Source organism: Kibdelosporangium aridum, assembly GCF_900176515.1.
GTDB lineage: Bacteria > Actinomycetota > Actinomycetes > Mycobacteriales > Pseudonocardiaceae > Kibdelosporangium > Kibdelosporangium aridum.
Genome location: NZ_FWXV01000007.1, coordinates 532,618 through 553,069, shown reverse-complemented (window position 1 = coordinate 553,069; position 20,452 = coordinate 532,618). Strand labels below are relative to the sequence as shown.

Genomic DNA, 20,452 nt, shown 5'->3' with positions numbered 1-20,452 from the left:
CAGAGGGAAAGGACAGACAATTGTCACCTTGTTCGCGAGAAGGATCTGTGACCTGTGCGGCACAGAGCTACTGTGTAACTTCTGGGGGTGTCTTGAGGGGAGGGACAGACATGCCTCGACCTGGCGTGCACCGGGCCATCGTCGCGGTCGACGTAGAGGGGTTCTCCAGCCGGACGGACCTGCTGCAGACCGCCGTCCGGCGAAACCTGTACGAGTCGCTCGAGCAAGGGTTCAACGAGGCCGGAATTCCCTGGCAGGACTGCGACACCAGCCAGGACAGAGGCGACGGCGTGCTGATCCTCGTCCCGCCGGACATCGCGCACGTCAACCTGGTCGACCAGTTGCCGCACCGGCTCGCCGCCGCGCTGCGCCGCAACAACGCCATCTACGCCGCCGAGGCGCGGATCCGGCTGCGGGTGGCCGTGCACGTCGGCAAGATCGATTTCGACGACCGGGGAATTGCCGGGCACACGGTCAACTTCGTCTGCCGGATGCTGGACGCGCCCGCGCTCAAGGCCGTTCTCGCGGCGTCGCGCGGGGTGTTCACGCTGATGGTGTCGGACTGGTTCTACCACCAGGTCGTCGAGCCCGACCCGGCGATCCGGCCGGACACCTACCGCGAGGTCTTCGTCGGCGTCAAAGAGGAGAGCATGACGCCCGCGTGGATCCGCGTACCGGACGACCTGCTGACGCCCACGTCCGAGCCTGGCCAGGCGATGGCCGACGTGGACGTGGAGATCCGCCGCTACGGCCTGCCGTCGGACTCGATCGTGGCGAGTTCCCTGCACGACGGCGAGGAAATGCGGGAGGAGTGGGGTTTCCGGCCGGACGAGCTGCCCGCCGCGGCCTATCCCGCGCTGCCGCCCGCGGAATCACGTCCGCGTCTGCTGGATCGCTTGCAGCCGTTGATGCGCACGGTCGTCGGCCGGGTCGTCACGCCCAAGGCCCGGATCGTGGACTGGCATTCGCCGCGGGAACTGCCCAACGACGTTCCCGGGTTCAGCGGGCGCAACGGTGAACTCGACCGGCTCGACGGTCTTCTCGACAAGGTCGGCGTCGCGGTGATCGACGGTCCGGCAGGCGTCGGCAAGACGACGTTGGCTGTGCACTGGGCGCACCGGATGGCCGATCGTTTCCCCGACGGCCAGCTGTATCTCAACCTGCGTGGGTTCGATCCGCACCAGCGGCCGATGTCACCGGCGGACGCGTTGCGCAAACTGCTGGGCGCGCTCGGCGTGAACGCCCAGCGCATCCCCGCTGACCTGGACGAACAGGCCAGGATGTTCCGGTCGGTGGTGGCCGGGCAGCGGGTTCTGGTCGTGCTGGACAACGCCCGCAGCGCCGACCAGGTGCGCAGGCTGTTACCCGGCCGCTCGACGTGCTTTGTCGTGGTGACCAGCCGCAACCGGCTGGAAGAGCTGATCGCGTGGGACGGCGCGGTCCGCGTGAACCTCGACGTGCTGCCGCAGCCGGACGCGATCGCCTTGGTGACGGAGATCGTCGGCGAACAGCGGGTGGCGGCCGAGCCGGAAGCCTGCGCGGAGTTGGCCGCACTGTGCGGCTACATGCCGTTGGCGTTGCGGATCGTGGCCGAGCGTTGCGCCGGCGACGACAACGCCCGCCTGGCTGATCTGGTCAGCGAACTGTCCGATGAGAAGAACCGTGTGCTCGACCAGTTGTCCAACGGGGACGGGTCGGCAGCTGTGCGGACGGTGTTCTCGTGGAGCTACAACGCCTTGCACCCGGACGCCGCCCGGGTGTTCCGGTTGCTCGGACTGCATCCCGGGCCGGAGATGAGCATCGCGGCCGCGGGTGCGCTCGCGAACCTGCCGCCCGCGCAAGCCCGGCAACTGCTGGGCACGTTGGCGGGCGCGCACATGCTGGAAGAGGTCGGCCGCGACCGCTATCGGCTGCACGACCTGCTCAGGATGTACGCGGCCGAGTGCGCGGAGGGCGCGGAAACCGAGCCGGAGCGCGACGAAGCCGTCCGCCGGGTCCTCAACTGGTATCTGTACAGCGCCGACGCCGCCGCCCGGGTCCTTGCCCCGCAACGCCGTCGCGCCGCACTGCCCAGTTTGACCGGTGTGCAGGAGCCTGAGGCGTTCGAGACCTACCACGAGGCGTTGACGTGGTTCAAAGCCGAACGTGCCAACCTGGTCGCCGCGACCAGGCAGGCCGAACAGGCCGGGGAGTACGCCGTGGCGTGGAAGCTCCCGGCCGCGCTGCTGGGTTTCTTCAACCTGCGCAAGCACTGGGCGGACTGGATCAGCGTGCACAAGATCGCCTTACAGGCCACGCGCAAGCTCGGCGACCCGTACGCCGAAGCGTGGACGCTGAACAGCCTCGGCATCGCCTACTACGACTTGCGGTGGTTCACCAAGGCCGCCGAATACTTCCAACGTGCGCTGCAGATCCGCCGCGAGGTCGGCGACCGCTACGGCGAAGGCAGCACGCTGGACAACCTCGGCAACACTTTGCGCAAGCTGCGGAACTTCGACGACTCCATCGAGTGCTACCAACGTGCGCTGGAGATGTTCCGCGAGATCAGCGACCGGTACGGCGAGGGCAGCACCCTGCGCAACCTCGGCGGCGCGTACCGGGGCCTGCGGCGGCTGGACGAAGCCGTCGATCATTACCGGCAAGCGCTGCAGATCTGGCGTGAGCTGCACGAGCGCTACGGCGAAGGCCTGACCCTGAGCAACCTGGGCGACATCCACCGCAAACTGGGACGCTCCGAACAGGCCATCGAATGCTACGAACGGGCACTGCAGATCTGCCGGGAGATCGACAACCGCTACGGCGAAGGCGCTGTGCTGGACAACCTCGGCGACGTCTACGAGGACCTGAACCGCCACGAGGACGCCATCCTGCACTACAACCAGGCCTTGCGGATCTCCCAGGAGATCGGCGACCAGTTCGCCGAGGGCAACACGCTGGACAACCTCGGCTGCGCCAACTACCGGGCCGGTGACTACGAAGCGGCCCAGCAGTTCCTGCGGCAGGCGCTCGTGCTGCGCGAGGAGATCAACGACCGCCGTGGCGAGGCCATCACCCGCCACCACCTCGGTGTGGTGTGCTCCGCCGCAGGTGAGATGGTCGAGGCGCACGAGATGTGGCGGCAGGCGCTGGAGATCTTCGACGAGCTGACCGAACCGCACGCCATCCAGATCCGGGTCGGCTTCGACATCGATGAGGAGAACGATTCCCCGTTCGATATCTGAGACGAATTCTTTATGGTGAATCGATTGGGAACCCCGTAACGGCATCGAGATCCACCCCGAGGTTGTCATATCAGCTTCGCCGAGGGGATAGATCATGGGCAACGGCATCGGGGACGTGGTCGTCCTCATTCCCGGTATCTCCGGATCCGTGCTGGAACGCGACGGCAAGGAGGTTTGGGCGCCATCGGCCGGTGCGGCACTGCGCGCGGTTCTTTCGCTTGGCCGCAGCATTAAACGGCTTACGCTGGCAGGCGACGATCCGGCCGTCGACGATCTCGGCGACGGCGTGGTCGCCACCAGGGTGATGCCGGATCTGCACCTGCTGCCCGGCCTGGACTGGAAGATCGACGGATACACCCGGTTCAAGCGGAGAATGATCGAAAACCTCGGCTGCGTGCCGGGGAAGAACTACTTCGAACTGCCGTACGACTGGCGGCGTGACAACAGGGTCGCGGCCCGCAAGCTGGCCCGCAACGCCCACGATTGGCTGGCCGCGTGGCGTACCGAATCAGGTAATCCGGATGCCAAGCTCGTTCTGGTCGGGCACTCGATGGGCGGCCTGGTCGCCCGGCTCTACCTGGAGCTTCTCGACGGCTGGCGAGACACCCGGTCGCTGATCACCTTCGGCACGCCGTACTCGGGGTCGATCAACGCGCTGACGTTCCTTGAGAACGGGTTCGTGAAAGGCTGGGGACCGTTCACAGTCGATCTGTCCGAGATGATCCGGTCTTTTACGTCGGTGTATCAGCTGCTGCCGTCCTATCGGTGCCTCGCCGGACCGGATGACACCTGGCTCAATCTGGACGAGGTCGGCTGGAAAGGCCTTGACGCCGACAGGTTGACCGATTCCCTGTCGGTGCACCGGGAATTGCGGAAAGCGGTCGACGACCGGATCAAGCGCGGTGATCACGGCTACACCGTCCGCCCGGTGATCGGGAGTTTTCAGCGCACCGGATGGGCCGCGAGGCAGGAAGACGGCGGAATCAAGGCGCTGTCGATGCGCGCTTTGCGGGAAGAAGGCGGCGACGGCACCGTACCGATGGTCTCCGCGGCACCGCACGAATTGCTCAAGGGCTACCAGAACGCCTCATTCGTCAGCCAGAAGCACGCGTCGCTGCAGAACGACGATTCGGTCCTTGATCACGTGGCGGGCGTGGTGACAAGTGCGGAACAGTCGCCGATCGACGTCTTTCCCGCCGAGGACGAGGCCGTTTGCCTTGAGGTGCAGGACGTTTCCACGGACGAGCCGATGGTGATCCGTGCCCGGCCACGTCAGCCCGCCACCGAACTGGTCGCGACCTTGACCCCTGTGCTCAACGGCGGCTCGACACGTGTGCCGCTGATCGATCTGGGCGACGGCTGGTGGCGTACCGAGCTGTACGACCTGCCGCCCGCTGACTACCGCGTGACCATCGGCGGCGACGGCGCTCGCCCGGTGACCGATGTCGTGAGCGTCGTCGATTTGACGACGCTGGGGGACTGAGCGATGTTCGAACCGTTTGATATCAGCGTTCTCGGCGCGGGCAAACATGTATGGGTGTCCGCGCAGTCCCGGCAGGGCTCGGTCTTCGGCGTGGCTCGTCGCCCGCCGGAATGGCGCCTGGACACGGAGTCCGTCGCCGAGTGGCTGACCGCCAACGTCCGGCAGGCGCACCAGGTCGGCGATCGTGCCCTCGAAGTCGGGCAGGTGCTGCACGACCTCGTCTTCGGCGAGCCCGCCATCGCCAACCTGCTCGCCCAGACCCGTGGAGTCGCGGCGGCAGACGGCGTGCAGTTGCTCGTCCGGGTCCTCGCCGCGCCGCAGGAGGTCAGTTCCTGGCCGTGGGAGCTGATGCCCGACCCTCAGCAACCAAACCGTTTCCTGACCATGGCACGGGACGTGCACCTGGTGAGGGCCGGCCGCTCGCGGACGTATCCGGTGCGCGAAGCCACGGTCGATCCGCCGCTGAACGTGCTGCTGGTGATGTCCAGCCCGCTGATCGCCGATCCGAACGAGACCGAGACCCCGTTCGACCTGTGGGCCGAGAAACGCAGCCTGCTCAGCACGTTGCAGCCGCTGGTCGACCGAGGCCTGCTGAACGTGGTCGTGGAGGACCGGCCGACCATCGAGCGGCTGCGCGAACGGATGTGCGCTGAGCGCCGTGGCTTCCATGTCGTGCACTACCTCGGACACGCCAACCCGTACGGACTCAGGCTGCAGCAACGCGGCGGCCGCGGACTGCTGGTGCGTAGCCAGGACTTCGCGATGCTGCTCCAGCAAATGCCCGACCTGCGGCTCGCTGTGTTCGCCGGATGCGAAACGGCACGAGCGCCCGCGGGCGCGCACGACGCCCCGGACCGATACTCCACAGCGGACGTCTGCGTACGGGACGCGTGCCCGATGGTCGTGGGAATGCAGGCAGTCCTGCCGTTCGGCACGGAACGGATCTTCACCAAGTTCTTCTACGAGGCCCTCACCGGCGGCCAGACCGTCGCCCAGGCGTTGCGGCTCGCCCGGCACGCGATCGCCGACGACGGAGCCCGGCTGCTCAACTGGGCCGTGCCAAGCCTGTTCGTCGGCGGCAGCGAGCCAGGCCAGTTGATGAACCCGGCCGCGCGAGCGACGCCACCGCCACCACGCCGCCACTTGGCGCTGAAACTCGGTATCCGGCAACGGGAACTGCGGTTCATCGCCCGGCTGAGCCAGATCCGGGAGGCCGTGGACATGCTGTCCGGGCACACGTCGTCCCGGCTGCTCGTGGTCATCGGTCCACCGGAGACCGGCAAGACCTCGCTGCTGGACCGGGCGATCGAGGAACTGGACGAGGGCATCGCCAGCCTGTTCATCAGTGCCAAACGCTTGCTCAGCGCCGAGGATCCGGTGCTGGAGCTGGCCAAAGTGGTCGCCGAGCGGATCGACGCGAGCGGGTACGTCACCCCGGCGCGGCAGGGCAAGCTGGACTCCGACGCGTGGTGGGAACGTCTGCTCGAAGACCTCGCCAGGGTGCCGTTCGCGCTGGTCATCGACGACGGCGACCTGTTGCGCCGCCCGACCGGGGCAAGCGAGCGGCTGGCGCACGCCCTCGGCCTGATCACCATGCGCCGTGGTTCAGCCCGGCTCGCGGTCATCGCCACGGACGAACTGAGCGTGCTCACCGCACCGCTCGGACCCGGTGAAGCCCGCACGATCCGGCTGCAAGCGTTGTCGTGGGACGAGGTCTGGCAGTGGATCCGCCGCAACCTGCCGGTGCTCACCCGGATCAAGAAGGCCGAACTGTGCGGGTACTACGCCAAACTCCCGCACCTGGAACAGTGGGAGCGGCTCGCCGAGGAGATCATGGACCGCGGCATCACCGACGAGGTGCCCGACCTGGTCCGCCAGATCGCGGGCTCGGTCACCGCGACCGGGCCGGAAGCCGCGCCACCCCTGTTCGGCGACAGCGCTGTGCCGGACATGGAGAGCCCGGTCAGTCCGCACGTCGTGCGGGTCGCAGTGGCCGGGCCGCACACCGTCCGCAAGGCGGAGCAGTTCGTCGAACGGATGACCCGTGCGGCGGCGGAGAACAACGTGGCCGGCCGGATGGCTGGGGTGTCCAGTTCGGACCGATCGCTGTCGTTGGCCGAGTTGCTGGTACTCCGGACGCCGTTCTACGACTCGCCGACACCGTTGGCCGATGACGTCATCGCGTGGGTCAACCAGGTACTTGACGCGGGCGCCAACGTGATCATGGTCGACTACGACTTCGGTGCGTCGGCGCAGTGGGCCGAGATCGTCGAGCGGGCAGCCGCGCAGAACCGGCTGGTCATCGAGGTCAGCGGGGACGTGCTCACGGTCGGCGGGGCCCCGCTCGCCGCCGATGGTTCCGAGACGGCGGAGGCCTTGCTCGAAGCGGCGATCCTGGTGTGGGCGACCGACCGCAACCTCAAGGCACAGGACGTCCGCCAGGTGCTTGTCGAAACGGCGTCCGACGGACAGCTCAACCTGGAAGCCGCGCTGTTCCACGTCCGGGCCCAATTGCTGCTCGACGCCCTGGAATGGGGACCGTTGGAGCTGGACGCCTTGCTGGCGGAGACCGGCATGAAGGCCGGCCTCGTCGTGCCGTTGCTGGAACGGCTGCGAACCGCCCGTAAGATCAAGAAAGTCGGGGTCGAGCGGTACGAGAACCCAGAGTCGCTGCACAGCGCGTACAAACGCCTGTGCGTGCAACAACTTGGCCGGGTCAACGAGGCCGAGTTCAGGAAGCTGGACGCACGGGTGGGGGCGCTGGCGCGCCGCCGCAGGTTCACCTCCGACGAACCCCGGGCGCTGTGGAACACCGGGGACGACGGCCGTAGGCTGATCGCCCTTGTGATCACCAAGGCCCGTCCCGACCTGGGCAACCCGGACATCGTGATCGACGGCATCACCGAGCCGCGCAGCCCGCTGGAACAACTGCTCGCGCTGGAAGCCGCGGACGAGATGCTCGAGCAACTGTCCACCCACGACAGGGCGCGGCTGCGAGTCGCCCTGCGGGCCGCCCAATCCCACAGCCGGTCAATGGAATTGAGCGACACGCGGTCGGACCTCGTGAGCCGTCTTGCCGACCGGCTTCCGGAGGTGGCCTAGGACGTCCACCACGGTTGCGCGGTTCTGGTGTCCCGCCACGCGTTGGTGGTGCAGTGCACCTCGCCGCCACCGATATGTGCCCACAGGTAGTTGTCGACCCAGCGGATCCGGACGCCGGACGCGGCCACCGCGCGTTCCGTGGCCTGCCGGAAGACGTCCTGGCCGCTGACGACCGGGCCGTGCGGGTCAGGTGCCGCGAAGACTCGGTCGGTCACCGAGAGCCCGTTCGGGATGCCCGGGGTGAACGCCATGAACATCGGCGCCTTCTGGAACAGCACCGGCACCCGGATCAGCTCCTCCGCACGCAACCCGGTCTCCGCCAGCATGATCTTGACCTGGTCGTCGATGTGCCGCGCGGCTTCCTCGTTGCCGGCGAGGAATGCCGCGTCGTCCACCAGTTCACCAACGGAAGGCTTGTACTGTGTCGAGGTTTTCTCGAAGAACCTGGTCTCGCGGGGCACATCCTTGAACAGGCTGACGGCCAGCCGGGGATCGGCGACCATCAACGTCCAGCCACGGGAGTTGTTGGCGCGCATCACATGCATGGTCTCGTCAGCGTGCCCGACGAGCAGCCATGACGTATCGATCACCACGGGCGGCTGTTGTCCTTGCGCGGTCAGCATTGTGATGAACGTGGCGTCGGGCTGCATCGACTGGCCGGTGCCGTACACCATGCGCCCTTGCGGGTGTCCCTCATAGGGCGGCAGTGACTCGATGTTGCCGGTGGCACTGCGCAAGTCAGTGATGAATTGCCGGTCCTCGACCGTGTACTGCTGGACGACACCCACATCCGGCCCACGCAAGTCGCGGAACAACAAGCGGCCTGACGGTCGCGGAGTCGGCACAAGGTTGCCCTGTGCGTCGGGCACCTGCCAGATGTTCGCCGACCGGATGGCCACCCGCATGGTCTGGATGCCGTCCTTGGTCGGCATGCTGGCCGTGGCGGGCTCGAACAGGTCCTGCCACCACACGTCTTTCCACCACTTCGCGGTGCCCTGGATGAACTGGGTGTCCGCCTCCTGGGCCAGTGGCGTGCTGAACTTCTCCCACTCGCTGGGGAACTGCGCGGCGAGCGGGGCGGACGCTCCGCCGAGCCCGTGACCAAGGTTGGGAGCGGCCGCGAAGACCTTCGTCACCGGTTGGAGGTCGTTCTGCAGCACCAGCGGGGCGACCCGCATCCGGTGCCGCGCCTTCACCTGGCCATCGACAGTGAACGTGACTGTCACCCAGCCGTCCCACTTGGCCGGGTCACGGATGATGTCGCGCCCTTCGACGCCCAACTGCACGCCTTGCCGCAACTCGGCTTCGGAAAGCCGGGTGTCGGCGTCGAAAACACCGCCGCGCCGCACGAAAACCCGCGCTTGACTGTCCACAGTGATCCGCCCGGACCGCCCGCCGACTCTGCCTGCGGTGAGCCGCGCGAGGTCGGCCTCGTCCTGCCGGCCGTTCACCTTGTCATCGCCAGCATCGTTGCAGGAAACCAGTTTCGCGTCGACCTCCGCACCCGACGCGTCCAGATCAGTCGGTGAGACCGGACATCGGCGCGAGTCGTCATCCACATTGGGCAAGAAGATCGTGTCGCCGTGCAACGCGGGCTCCGCCGCACTGGCAGCCATCCCGTTCGTCACCAGGACCACCGTGGCGGCAACGCCGACTGCCTTGAACCCCATGATGCGCCTCCCTGGATCTGTGTCCAGGTAGGACGCTACCGACGCCGCCGGTCGACGGCATCCTGTCAGCCCGCCGTGGCGCCCTCGGGCAAGTCGGCAATGGGGCGATAACCCGCCTGAAGTGCGACTACAGTGGACAAAGGGGTCAGAACGTCAACGGGGCCGCCGACAAGATCCTCCCGTTCGGCGTAGCCCGCGGGCGTCCACCGGTGCAGCTTCCGGCCATGCACCAACCAATAGCCATTTCGCCACCGGATGAAAACCCCGTCCGGGAGTTCCTCGGGCAGTGCCTTGTGCGTCATACGCACGCCGTCGACCAGTCCGCGTTCGGAATGCAGGACCAGGTCCATCGAATCGGCACTTGGTGGTTGTGGCAGGCCAAGCCCGGTGGTCCACGCCGCCCGGAAAGCCTGATAGTCACCATGCCTGCACTCGGCGCACGGACGATGCCCCGCGGCCAGGGCAACAGCCTCGTCGTGGAAGAACAGCTCGGTATAGCGGCGCGGCTGCAGAATCTTGCGACGGCGGCCCCGGAACTCCAGCACGCACACGAGCCACCGGCGGACCTGGTGGCGCCGGACGATGACGAGGTCGTCGTTGTGCAGGACGCCCCGATTGCCGTACATGGTCCCGCGGTACGGGGTGGTGATCAGGTCCCCGGCGGGGGTGACGCGGTTGCGATGCGGCATACCTCCACTCCACCAGCATCATCGTCGCCGGGCTGGCGATTTTCGGACGTCACCGCGACCGGATCTGGGCTACCCGGAAGTCCAGATTCCGGAAGTGCTCGGTCATCGCCCGCTCGGCCCGATCGACATCGCGGTCCCGCAAGGCCGCCACGATCGCGCGATGCCGCCGAACGGTCTGCACTGGATCCGGATCCGTGACACCGAGGCTGTGCCCAACCCTGTGGAACACGTCCCAGAAAGCCTGCAGCAGCTGCGTCACCAGCGAATTGTCCAAGGAGCGGTACAGCAGTTCGTGAAACTCCCTGTCCTCGTCGGCGAAGGTCCCACCGGCCTTGGCACGCTCGTCCATCTTGTGGGTGATGTCGTCCAGCGCGGCAAGGTCAGCATCCGGAACGATCGCGGCGACCCGGCGGATCAGCGCGTTCTCGAGCGCCTCCCGCACCTCGACGATCTCCGCCATCGACCGCACCTGTAGGGCACGGAACGTCAGGCCGTCCGCGAAATGTGCCAGCGACAGATTGCCGACGTACGTGCCGTGGCCGTGCCGGATCTCGACGATATCGAGTGCCTGCAACGCTTTCAGCGCCTCACGGATCGAGTTGCGGCTCACTCCGAACGTCTCGACCAGCTCGGACTCGGTGGGCAGCGGATCGCCCGGCCGCAGGCCCCGCGACAGGATCAGCCCGGTGATCTCGTCGCGGATCGCCTGGCCCAGTCCAGCGGTCACAAGAGCCCGGCCTCGTCGAGGTGCTGGCGCACGGCCGCGCGTTCGGCGTCATCGAGCGGGATCATCGGCTTGCTCGTGGTGGCGTTGGCGATCACGCCACGCAGCACCAGACCTTCCTTGAACGCGCCGATCGCCGACGAATACCGGCCGATCCGCCCGTCACCGACATAGATCAGCTGGAACAGTCGCCGCAACCGGGCCTGCTCCACCCGCGCGGCATCCCAGTCCTGTCGCAAGGCCGCGTCGTAGAGCCGGACGTACCCGTGCGGGTCGACGTTGCCGATGCCGGGCACAAGGCCGTGCGCACCAATGAACAAGCCAAGGTCGGCGTTGGTCTCCGAACCGGAGAAGCACTGGAAATCCGATGGGGTGTTCTCCAGGACCGCGCGCAGCCCGTCGAGGTCGCCGCTCGAGTCCTTCAACCCGGCCAACGTCTTGTCCGCGGCGAGTTCGGCCACGACGTCGGCCGGCAGCTTGTGGCCCACCGACACCGGGATGTCGTACGCCACCAGCGGCAGGTCCACCGCCGCCCGGATGTCCCGGAAGTGCCCAGGGAACTCCGAAGGGTGCGTCGGAATGTAGAACGGAGCCGTCGCGACCAACGCGTCCGCGCCAGCCGCCTTGGCCGCCCGGGCGTGCTCGATCACCCGTGGTGTCGTGGTGTCGATGACACCGGCGAGCACCGGAACCTGGCCTGCCGCAACACCCACGACCACTTCGAGGGCCTGCCGTCGCATGTCATCCGGCAGGTAGGCGACCTCTCCGGTCGACCCGGTCACGAACAGGCCGTGCATGCCCGCTTCGATCAGGTACGCCGCCAGCCGTTCCAGCGACGCGACGTCCAGTTCTCGTTCCGGCGTCAGCGGGGTGCAGACGGGCGGAACGACGCCACCGTTGAGCTGAGTCAAGGCTTCTCCTTCAGCGAGCGCAATGGGATCTGGGTGAACCTGATCGTCTCGTACGGCCCGGCGGAACCCGTTTCGTAAAGCAGGCCGACGGATTTGCCGAGCTGTACGAGGTCGGAATAGGCCGCAGGGTCTGGCGAGACCACGTGGGCCCGCCGCCAGGACTGTCCATTGTCGGCGCTGACGCGGATCGCCATTGCCCTGCGGCTAACGGCATCCGATGGACCGGAGAACAACAGCAAGCCAGGGTGGACCGTCTGCAAGACGCTGGCTTGCACCTTCGGAATAGTGAGTGTCGTCTGTGGACGATACGGCGCGACGAGCGTGCTGCCGCCGTCGTTGCTGATCGCGTCAACGCGACCGCCGAGCGAGCCTTGGTTACGGCTGTTGAAGTAGAGCCTGCCGTCGGGCAGTTGGGCGACCGTTGTCTCGTTGGACGCGACTTCGGTGTTCACCCGGTCCTCGGAGAAGCCGATCCGCCACGTGCGGCCGCCGTCGTCACTGATCAGCGAGTGGCCGCCGTAGTACTTCGGCTCGGTGCCGATGTCGGCCGAACCGGCCGGTGGCGCACTGGAATGGTTGGCCGGGACGACGATGCGCCCGTTTCGCAGGACGATCGCGTGTCCTGGGCCAGTCGCGTACCACCGCCAGTCCGGCTTCTTGGCGACCGCCGTGATCTCCTGAGCCGCTGTCCACGTGCGCCCGTTGTCTTTGCTGCGCTGGACGAAAACCCGGCGAGAGTCCTCAGCGGACACCATGCCGGACATGATCTCCTTCTCGGTGACCCGGCCGTTACGCGTGGTCAACAGGACAATGTCACCGTTCGCCAGCACGACAGGCGCTGGATTGCCCGCCGTCGCGTTGCCGTTGGCCGACACCACCGACATCGGTCCCCATGTGCAACCGCCGTCGTAGGAACGCTTCAGTACGACGTGGATCGCGCCTGTGTCGCCGGCCGATTCGACCCGGCCTTCAGCGAAGGCCAGCACCGCACCGGACTTGGCGCGAACAACCGCCGGGATCCGGAACGTGTGATACCCCTCGGTCCCGGAGGTGTACGGCACGGAGGTACAGCCGGGTCGCGGCGAGGCCGCCGCTGGCTGCGCCAGGGTCGCGAAAGCGAGCAAGGAAAGGACGATCGGACGTAACACCATGATCAGCCTCCGATCTTGTCGAGCGGCAACCGCAACACCTGACGGTCCCGTATGTCCACATTGGACAATCGAAGCCGGTCGAGCTCGGCCGGGGACAACGCCCGCGTGTACAGCCGGACCTCGTCGAGCGTGCCGTCGAAGCGTTGCAGGTAGTCCTGCCGCTCGCCCAGGTGGATCTGGAACGAGACCCGTTCGCTGACCGACCCGGCCACCGCGGGGCCGGACGCGACCTGGACGCCGTCGACCCACAGCAGCAGTTGACCTGCCGAGCGTTGCAGCACGACGTGGTGCCATTGCTGGTCGTCGTACGCCTGCGTGGAATTGATCGCCGCACTGCCGTTCGGCGTGGTCATCCTGGCGACCAATCGCTTGTTCGCGGGTTCGGCCCTGAGCCACAGCTGCGGCGCCGTATTGCCCATCCCGCCGAGCCACAACAGTGCCTGATCGCCTTTGGTTTCGCCATAACGGAACCATGCACTGAAGGTCAGATCACCATCGCCGGGAAGCTGCGCGCGGTCATAAGGCACGCGCAGGTAGTCATCGACGCCGTCCAGTTCGATCCCTGAGCCGAACCGGCCGCGAGTCAAAGCTGGTTTGCCCAGGGCAAAGGCATCCTTGCCGGTCTTGGAGACGTCCGGCGTGGTCATGCCGGTGGGTTTGCGCCAGCCGAGGTAGTCCTCGTTGAACCGGGCGAACCGGATCTCGTCACGGGCGTCGACTGGGCCGCCCTCGTAGAGCAGGCCGATCTCGGTCGACCGCGCCAAGGGACTGCTGATCTGGACCATGTCGGAGTAGCCGGACCAGTCGGACGTGATCCGAGTGCCTTGTTCGGCGTTCTCCCAGGTCCGGCCGTGGTCGTACGAGGACCTGATCATCATCCACCGGCGCCGGTCGGTGTCCGACGGCGAGGAGAACAGGATGCGATCCGGGCGGCCGAACCGCTGCAACCGCAGCACAGCGCCCTGCACCGTCGGTGTCACCAGGTCAGGGATCGCCTGGAACGGCGTGCTGAACGACTCACCGCCGTCCTTGCTGATGGCGAAGCTGCGGTTGCCTATGTCCGTCCCGCCCTGCTCACGTGCACCCGCGTACACCGAGCCGTCGACCAGTTCGGTGACCGTGATCTCCTGTGGCTTCTGGGTGAACGTGCCCCCGGCCGGGAACTGGATGCTGTCGACGGCCCCGACTTGCCAGGTCTTGCCGTGGTCATCGCTGTAGACCAATGCCGCGTCGTTCGCGATCGACTTGGTGGATCCGTTGTCGCTGGTCTCCCCGCAGACGCCGAAGACAAGGCGGCCGGCGTGCCTGCCGCGGGTCAACTGGATCCCGTGCACGGGACCGCTGGCGTACCAGTAATCCCACTGCGGGAGCTTGACTTGCGTGCTCATGTCGACCGGAGCCGACCACGTCACGCCGTCATCGTCGCTGTACTGCATGTGCGGTGTCCGCTTGCACGGGACGTCACAACCCTTGTCGTCCTTACGGCCCGCGTTGTACGTGGTGAACAGGAAAATCCGGCCAGTGACGCTGTCCACAATGGGCACAGGGTTGCCGTGCGTGTCGCCCTTGCCTTCGTCGACCAACTGCAGCGGCAGCCAGGTCTTGCCGCCGTCGGTCGAACGTTTCAACACGACGTCGATGTCGGCGGTGTCACCGCAGTTGAGTACTCGTCCTTCGGCGAAGGCCAGCAGCGTCCCCTTGGCGCTCTTCACGACCGCGGGAATGCGGAAACACCAATAGCCTTGCTCCTGTGAGGCTTTGAAGACAACCTGTTCATGAAGGTACGGCTGAGTGGCGGAGGCAGGCTGCGGTGCGGTCAGCACCCCGGCTAACAGCACTGACAACAGCAGTGTCTTGCGCACGGATCGTCCTTCCTAAAGCTCAGGGTGGATGCAGCGGTACGTATGGTCAGCGCCTGCGGTCACCAACGCGGGAAGCGCTGCCGCGCATTCGTCGGTCGCTTTCCAGCACCGGGTGCGGAAGTTGCAGCCGCTCGGCGGATTGGTCGCGGACGGAACAGGTCCACTGAGGACAATGGGTTCCACGGTGTGCAACAGGCTCGGCGTCGCCGAGAACAGCGCCCGCATGTACGGGTGGTGAGTGGCTTGCGGAACGGCTTCAGCCGGGGCTTGTTCGACGATGCGGCCGAGGTACATCGTGACGATCCGGTCGCTCATCTTCTTGACGGTCTGGATGTCGTGCGAGATGAACACCATCGCGAGGCCGAGCTTTTCCCGCAGATCGGCGAGCAGGTTGAGGATCTGGGCCCGGACCGAGACGTCCAGCGCGGATGTCGGCTCGTCAGCTACGAGCAACGCGGGCCTGAGTGCCAGCGCACGTGCGATCGCGACACGTTGCCGTTGACCGCCGGAGAGTTGCGCCGGTACGGCGTCGGCGACACTGGTCGGCAAGCCAACCAAGGACATCAACTCGCGCACTCGGTCTGCCCGTTCGGCTGGAGTGCCTTCCTGATGGACGTCCAGCGGGTCCCGGATGATCTTGGTGACCGGCAGCCGCCGGTTCAAGGCCGTCGACGGATCCTGGAAGATCATGCCGATGTGCTTGCCCCGGAACTCCACGGTTCCCTGCGTCGGCTTCTGCAGCCCGACGATCACCTTGGCCAAAGTGGACTTCCCGCACCCCGATTCGCCCACCACGCCAACGGTCTCACCGGTGTTCAACGTCAGGTTCGCGTCGGTCAAGGCGTAGACGTTGTCGTGGCCGAATAGCCGCCGTGAACGGATCCGGTGTACGACATGAACACCGTTGAGCTCAAGCAAGTTCACGGGTCCTCACCTCCGCTGGGAAGTGGCACACGACCAGGTGGTTGGCGTCGCCAAGATGGGGAGGCGCCTCGGTATGGCAGATTGCGCGAGCCGCGGGACAGCGGTCGGAGAACCGGCAACCAGCCTCGAAATCCGCAGGCGCGGGAACGACACCCTTGATCTGCGTGAGCCTGGCTTCGTTCTCTTCCAACGACAGGACAGCGGACAGCAGACCACGCGTGTAGTGGTGCTGCGGGGCACCGACGATCTGGGCGATCGTGCCCATTTCGGCGACCTGACCGCCGTACATCACGACAACGCGGTCGGCGACTTCGGAGACCAGCGCCAGGTCATGCGACACCAGGATGAGTGCGAAGCCGAGTTCCTCCTGCAGCCGGAGCAGCAGCTTCACGATCTGAGCCTGCACCGTGACGTCGAGCGCGGTTGTCGGCTCGTCCGCGACGATCAGCTTCGGGCTCCGGGACAGCGCCATCGCGATCAGCACCCGTTGCCGCTGCCCACCGGACAACTCGTGCGGATAGGACCGCAGAGTGCGTTCGGGATCCAGGTTGACCAGCTCAAGCAGTTCTTCCGGGGTGCGTGTGCCGCCCCGCTTGGTGAATTGCTTGAGCTGCGAGCGGATCGTCATCGCCGGGTTGAGCGAGCTCAGCGCGTCCTGGTAGATCATCGCGATGTCGTGGCCGAGGTACCGGCGGCGTTGCCTGGGCGTCAGCGCGAGCAAGTCCTTCTGGTCGAAGCGGATCTGCCCAGTTGTCTGTGCGTTGGCCGGCAACAGGCCCATGATGGCCAACGAGGTCAGCGACTTGCCGCAGCCCGATTCCCCGATCAGGCCCAGCACCTCGCCTGACCGGACCGAGAAGGAGACACCGTCGACGACGTTGACGCCGTTGTGCCGGTCGGGGAACGAGATCGTCAGGTTCTCCACGGCCAGCACGGTGTCCCGGCCGGTCAAGTCGCGTGCGCGCAGCGCCAGTCGCTCACCGGCCTCGTGCAGACCGGCCAACGGCTTGATCTCGGTGGGCTCTTCGGCCATCGCGACCGCCTTCGCGGCCTGGCCAGCCTTGACCCGGCGGGCCGAAGGCCGCGCCCATGCGTCGGAAATGCCTTCCGACAACACATTCAGCGACAGGACCGTGACCAGGATCATCAGGCCGGGGAACAGTGTCGCCCACCAGCCGCCGGTCAGCACGAGTTCCTTGCCGTTGGACAGAACCGACCCCCAGGACGGATCTGGCTGCTGGATGCCGGCACCGATGAACGACAGCGAAGCCTCGAACACGATCGCGTCGGCCACCATCACCGTGCAGAACACGAGAATCGGTGCCGCGCAGTTGACCGCGACGTGCTTGATCAGGATGTACGGCCGCTTGGCGCCGATGATCCGCTCAGCGGCGACGTAGTCCTCGCTGTACTGCGCCATCACGTTGGCCCGCACCACACGTGCGATCGACGGCATGTACAGGAACCCGAGCGCGAGGATCAGCACCGGAAGGCCACGTCCGAACACCGCCACCAGCACCGCGGCCAGCGCGATCCCAGGAAACGCCATGACGACGTCGAGCACCCGCATGATCGCTTCGCCTGCCCGGCGGCCTGTCGTGGCCGCGAACGCGCCGATCAGCGTGCCGACGACCAACGCGATCCCGATGGCGCCGAGGCCGACCGCGAGCGACCACCTCGTGCCGTAGACCACGCGCGAGAAGATGTCCCGGCCGGAGGAGTCGGTGCCGAACCAGTGCTCACCACTGGGCCCGGCGACTGCGGCACCGGTCAGATACGGGTCGTGTCCGGCGATGATCGGGGCAAGCGCGGCCACCAGGGCCAGCAGCACGATGACCGCGAGCGAGATCCACGACGAGAGGCTCAGCCTGCGCAACCGGATTCCCGGGCTGCTCAGCCGCTTGGTCAGGCCGGGGCGCATCATGCGTGGCTCCGCAGCCGGGGGTTCGCGATCAGGTAGAGGATGTCCACGATCAGGTTGACCAGCACGAAACCGAGCGCGATGGTGATCACGAAGCCCTGCACCTTCGACGTGTCGCCGTCCAGGACGGCCTGGATCATGTTCTGTCCCATCCCCGGCAGCGCGAACATCGTCTCGATCACCACCGCGCCACCGAGCAGGTAGCCGATTCGAAGACCGAGCACGGTGAGCGGGTTGACCAGGGCGTTGCGCAGGACGTTGCGGCCGACGACGACCACCGGCGGCAGTCCGCCGCCGCGTGCCGTGCGCACGTAGTCCTTGTCCAATTCCTCCACCATGGACGTGCGGATGATCCGGGTCAGCTGGGCGGCCACCGGCATCGCCAGCGCGATCGCGGGCAGCGTCATCGAGTTCAGCCAGCCGCTGAACGAGTCGTTCATGCTGACGTACCCGCTGGTGGGAAACAGGCCATGGCCAACGGCGAGCCATTGGACGAGCAGCAGCGCGATCCAGAACGCGGGCGCCGCCACACCGGCCAGCGAGACGATCCGGATGACCTGGTCGGGCCAGCGGTCCCGGTACAGCGCGGAGATCACGCCGAACGGCACCGACAGGACGATCGCGATCACCAGGCCCATCAACGTCAGCTGGACGGTGAGCGGCAGTGCGGTCGTGATCGTGTCGGCAACCGGTTGCTTGGTGATCACGCTGGTACCGAAGTCGCCTTGGATCAGCTGCCAGACGAACCGCAAGTACTGCACCGGCAACGGATCCAGCAACCCGTTGTCCCGGCGGAACTGCTCGAGTTGCTCGGCGCTGGCGTTGGCGCCGTCGAAGGCGGCCAACGCCGGGTCGGTGGGGGAGAACCGCATCACGACGAACACGAACAGGGCGACCCCGAGCAGCAACGGCACGAGCGAGAGCACCCGGCCGAGCAGCATCCGCAGGATGATCATCACACCACCGGTTTGGCCTGGTTGAGGTTGATCCCGGGGTAGCCCTGCGCGCGGACGCCGGAGATCGACTTCGGATCCCACGCGGTGCCGTTCTGCGTGAACACCATCGGGTACACAACAGCTTGGTCGGCGATCATGTCCAAGGCCTGCTTGATGATCGGCTTGCGCTGCGCCTCGTCGGCCTGTGCGGTCGCCTTGTCCAGCAGCCCGAGCAACGCCTGCGCGTCGGCGCCAGTCCACTTCGCATACTTCGGCGCGACGCCTGAACCCGCGTAGTAGTACCGGATCAGCAGATCGGGGTCGTTGCCGAACTGCTCGGCGTTCTGGGTGGTGGCCACGACCTGGAAGTCGAACCCGCTGTCCAGCTTGGAGAACAGGGCCTTGGTGTCCTGGGTGTCCAATGTGGTGGCGACACCGATGGCGTCCCAGCCTTCCTTGATCACGTTGACGCAGTCGGCGACCAAGGTGGTGTTCGTTGTGGACAGTGTGATCTTCAGGTTGCTGACACCGGCCTGCTGCAGCAGTTGCCTGGCTTTGTCGGGGTTGTAGGCGAAGTCGTTGGCCGCGGGTTGCGAAGCGGCCATCTTGGGGTTGATGAAGCTGGTGCCCGCGGTGCCCTTGCCCTTGAGCCCGACCTCGATCATCTTCTGCTTGTTGATCGCGTGGTGCAGGGCTTGACGGACAAGCTTGTTGTCGAAGGGCGCGTGCGCGGTGTTGAACATCAGCCACAGGTTGTTGCCGCCGTCGGCGAATTCGACCGTGCGCCCGTCTTTCTGCAGCTGGTCGGCGTTGGCGGCGGGAATGTTCTCGGCGATCTGCGCCGCTGGTGCCGCGCCGGAGATCTTCGCGACTCGCGGCGACGCTTCGACGATCGAGTTCCACAGCATCGACTTGTACACAGCCGGCCGAGGCCCGTTGTACTCGTTGAACTTCTCGAACCGGGTGTGCGAAAGCGGTGCCTGCTCGACCACTTTGTACGGTCCTGACCCGACGACCTTGCCGGACACCGCGTCCTGCCACTTGCCGTCGAAGACGTGCTTCGGCACGATCTTCACGGTCTGCAGGCGCTGCAACGCGTACGGGAACGGCTTCTCCAGGACGAACTCGACGCTGGTGTCGCCGGTCTTCTTGACCTCCTTGAGCCAGCCCGCGAGGAACGTCCGGACGAGAACGTTTTCCTTCGGGTCGAGTGCCCTGGTGTAGGTGAAGACGACATCGTCAGCGGTGACTGGCTGGCCGTCGTGCCACTTCGCGCCGTCCCGGATGTCGAACTTCAGGCTCGTGCCGTCGACGTCCTGCGGCAGAGCTTTCGCCAGCCCGGCATAGGGCTCGCGGGTGATCGGATCACCCTCCACAAGGGACTCGTAGCAGTGCAGCATGGCGGCCATCGAGAAGGCCGACGCCGTCTGTAACGGGTCCCAGGTCTGGTTGTTGCCGTACCCGATCACCGCGGTGATCGAATCGGTTTTGCCGCCCGTGGCGTTCGTCGAGGCCGGACCGCCGCACGCGGCCAGTGTCGACGAGAACGCAGCCGCCACACCGGCAAGGCCGGTGAACCGCAACATGTCCCGCCTGCTGAACCCCTGACCAGTTCCGGACACCGCGCGCCTCCCGAGTGAGCGTCATTGCTAAGAGATGGGACATGGGACGTCCTATGAGTCGTGAACCATAGGCGGTGATCCTGGGCAGGTCAAGACATCACGAAACGTGGCAGCCACATCACAGAGATTGGACGAATGAAGTCATCCGCGCAGCTCAGCGGTGCGACGCCGGGCCGCTGAGGTGTGGGCTGGTCTTGGTGGCTCGCTGGTGGAGCCCTCCGGGCTGGTAAGCGGCGG

13 protein-coding genes are annotated in these 20,452 nt (G+C 66.4%); 3 read left to right on the top strand and 10 right to left on the bottom strand.

Features of this window, described 5'->3' with window-relative positions; genetic code table 11:
• Positions 1-110 precede the first annotated feature (110 nt).
• From B9C43_RS36085 to B9C43_RS36075, 3 genes are all read left to right on the top strand, one after another.
• A complete protein-coding gene (locus B9C43_RS36085) occupies positions 111-3,221 on the top strand; it encodes an ATP-binding protein (RefSeq protein WP_160096915.1) in 3,111 nt (1,036 codons plus the stop codon).
• 94 nt (positions 3,222-3,315) lie between these two features.
• Positions 3,316-4,704, top strand: coding sequence for a lipase/acyltransferase domain-containing protein (locus tag B9C43_RS36080; protein WP_200825833.1), 1,389 nt, complete (start codon positions 3,316-3,318; stop codon positions 4,702-4,704).
• A 3-nt stretch (positions 4,705-4,707) separates the two neighbouring features.
• Positions 4,708-7,806, top strand: a complete 3,099-nt coding sequence (locus B9C43_RS36075; protein ID WP_084431162.1) for a CHAT domain-containing protein — start codon at positions 4,708-4,710, stop codon at positions 7,804-7,806.
• Here the strand turns inward: B9C43_RS36075 and B9C43_RS36070 are convergent.
• The 10 genes from B9C43_RS36070 to B9C43_RS36025 form a co-directional block, all read right to left on the bottom strand.
• A complete protein-coding gene (locus B9C43_RS36070) occupies positions 7,803-9,476 on the bottom strand; it encodes a protein-arginine deiminase family protein (RefSeq protein WP_084431161.1) in 1,674 nt (557 codons plus the stop codon). The two genes, B9C43_RS36075 and B9C43_RS36070, sit on opposite strands and share 4 nt — an antisense overlap.
• 65 nt (positions 9,477-9,541) lie before the next feature.
• A complete protein-coding gene (locus B9C43_RS36065; RefSeq protein WP_084431160.1) occupies positions 9,542-10,165 on the bottom strand; it encodes a hypothetical protein in 624 nt (207 codons plus the stop codon).
• A 49-nt stretch (positions 10,166-10,214) separates the two neighbouring features.
• Entirely contained in the window at positions 10,215-10,892 is a 678-nt protein-coding gene (locus B9C43_RS36060; RefSeq protein ID WP_200825832.1) for a FadR/GntR family transcriptional regulator, read from the bottom strand.
• The gene (locus B9C43_RS36055) at positions 10,889-11,800 is read right to left on the bottom strand and encodes a dihydrodipicolinate synthase family protein (RefSeq protein ID WP_084431159.1); all 912 of its coding nucleotides are present in this window, start codon (positions 11,798-11,800) and stop codon (positions 10,889-10,891) included. Before B9C43_RS36055 ends, B9C43_RS36060 begins: the two co-directional genes overlap by 4 nt.
• The gene (locus B9C43_RS36050) at positions 11,797-12,951 is read right to left on the bottom strand and encodes a sialidase family protein (RefSeq protein WP_084431158.1); all 1,155 of its coding nucleotides are present in this window, start codon (positions 12,949-12,951) and stop codon (positions 11,797-11,799) included. The genes B9C43_RS36055 and B9C43_RS36050 overlap by 4 nt, the downstream gene beginning before the upstream one ends.
• A gap of 2 nt (positions 12,952-12,953) precedes the next feature.
• Positions 12,954-14,813 carry a sialidase family protein gene (locus B9C43_RS36045; RefSeq protein ID WP_084431157.1) on the bottom strand — a complete coding sequence of 620 codons (1,860 nt, stop codon included), beginning with the start codon at positions 14,811-14,813 and terminating at the stop codon, positions 12,954-12,956.
• Positions 14,814-14,825: 12 nt separating this feature from the next.
• Positions 14,826-15,737 (bottom strand): oligopeptide/dipeptide ABC transporter ATP-binding protein, encoded by a 912-nt coding sequence (locus tag B9C43_RS36040; RefSeq protein ID WP_084431156.1) that lies wholly within the window; start codon positions 15,735-15,737, stop codon positions 14,826-14,828.
• Positions 15,724-17,661 (bottom strand): dipeptide/oligopeptide/nickel ABC transporter permease/ATP-binding protein, encoded by a 1,938-nt coding sequence (locus B9C43_RS36035; RefSeq protein WP_235039049.1) that lies wholly within the window; start codon positions 17,659-17,661, stop codon positions 15,724-15,726. The genes B9C43_RS36040 and B9C43_RS36035 overlap by 14 nt, the downstream gene beginning before the upstream one ends.
• Positions 17,658-18,614 carry an ABC transporter permease gene (locus B9C43_RS36030; protein WP_235039048.1) on the bottom strand — a complete coding sequence of 319 codons (957 nt, stop codon included), beginning with the start codon at positions 18,612-18,614 and terminating at the stop codon, positions 17,658-17,660. The genes B9C43_RS36035 and B9C43_RS36030 overlap by 4 nt, the downstream gene beginning before the upstream one ends.
• Positions 18,614-20,215: an ABC transporter substrate-binding protein gene (locus tag B9C43_RS36025; protein ID WP_084431154.1), complete on the bottom strand. Its 1,602-nt coding sequence runs from the start codon at positions 20,213-20,215 to the stop codon at positions 18,614-18,616. Before B9C43_RS36025 ends, B9C43_RS36030 begins: the two co-directional genes overlap by 1 nt.
• Positions 20,216-20,452 lie beyond the last annotated feature (237 nt).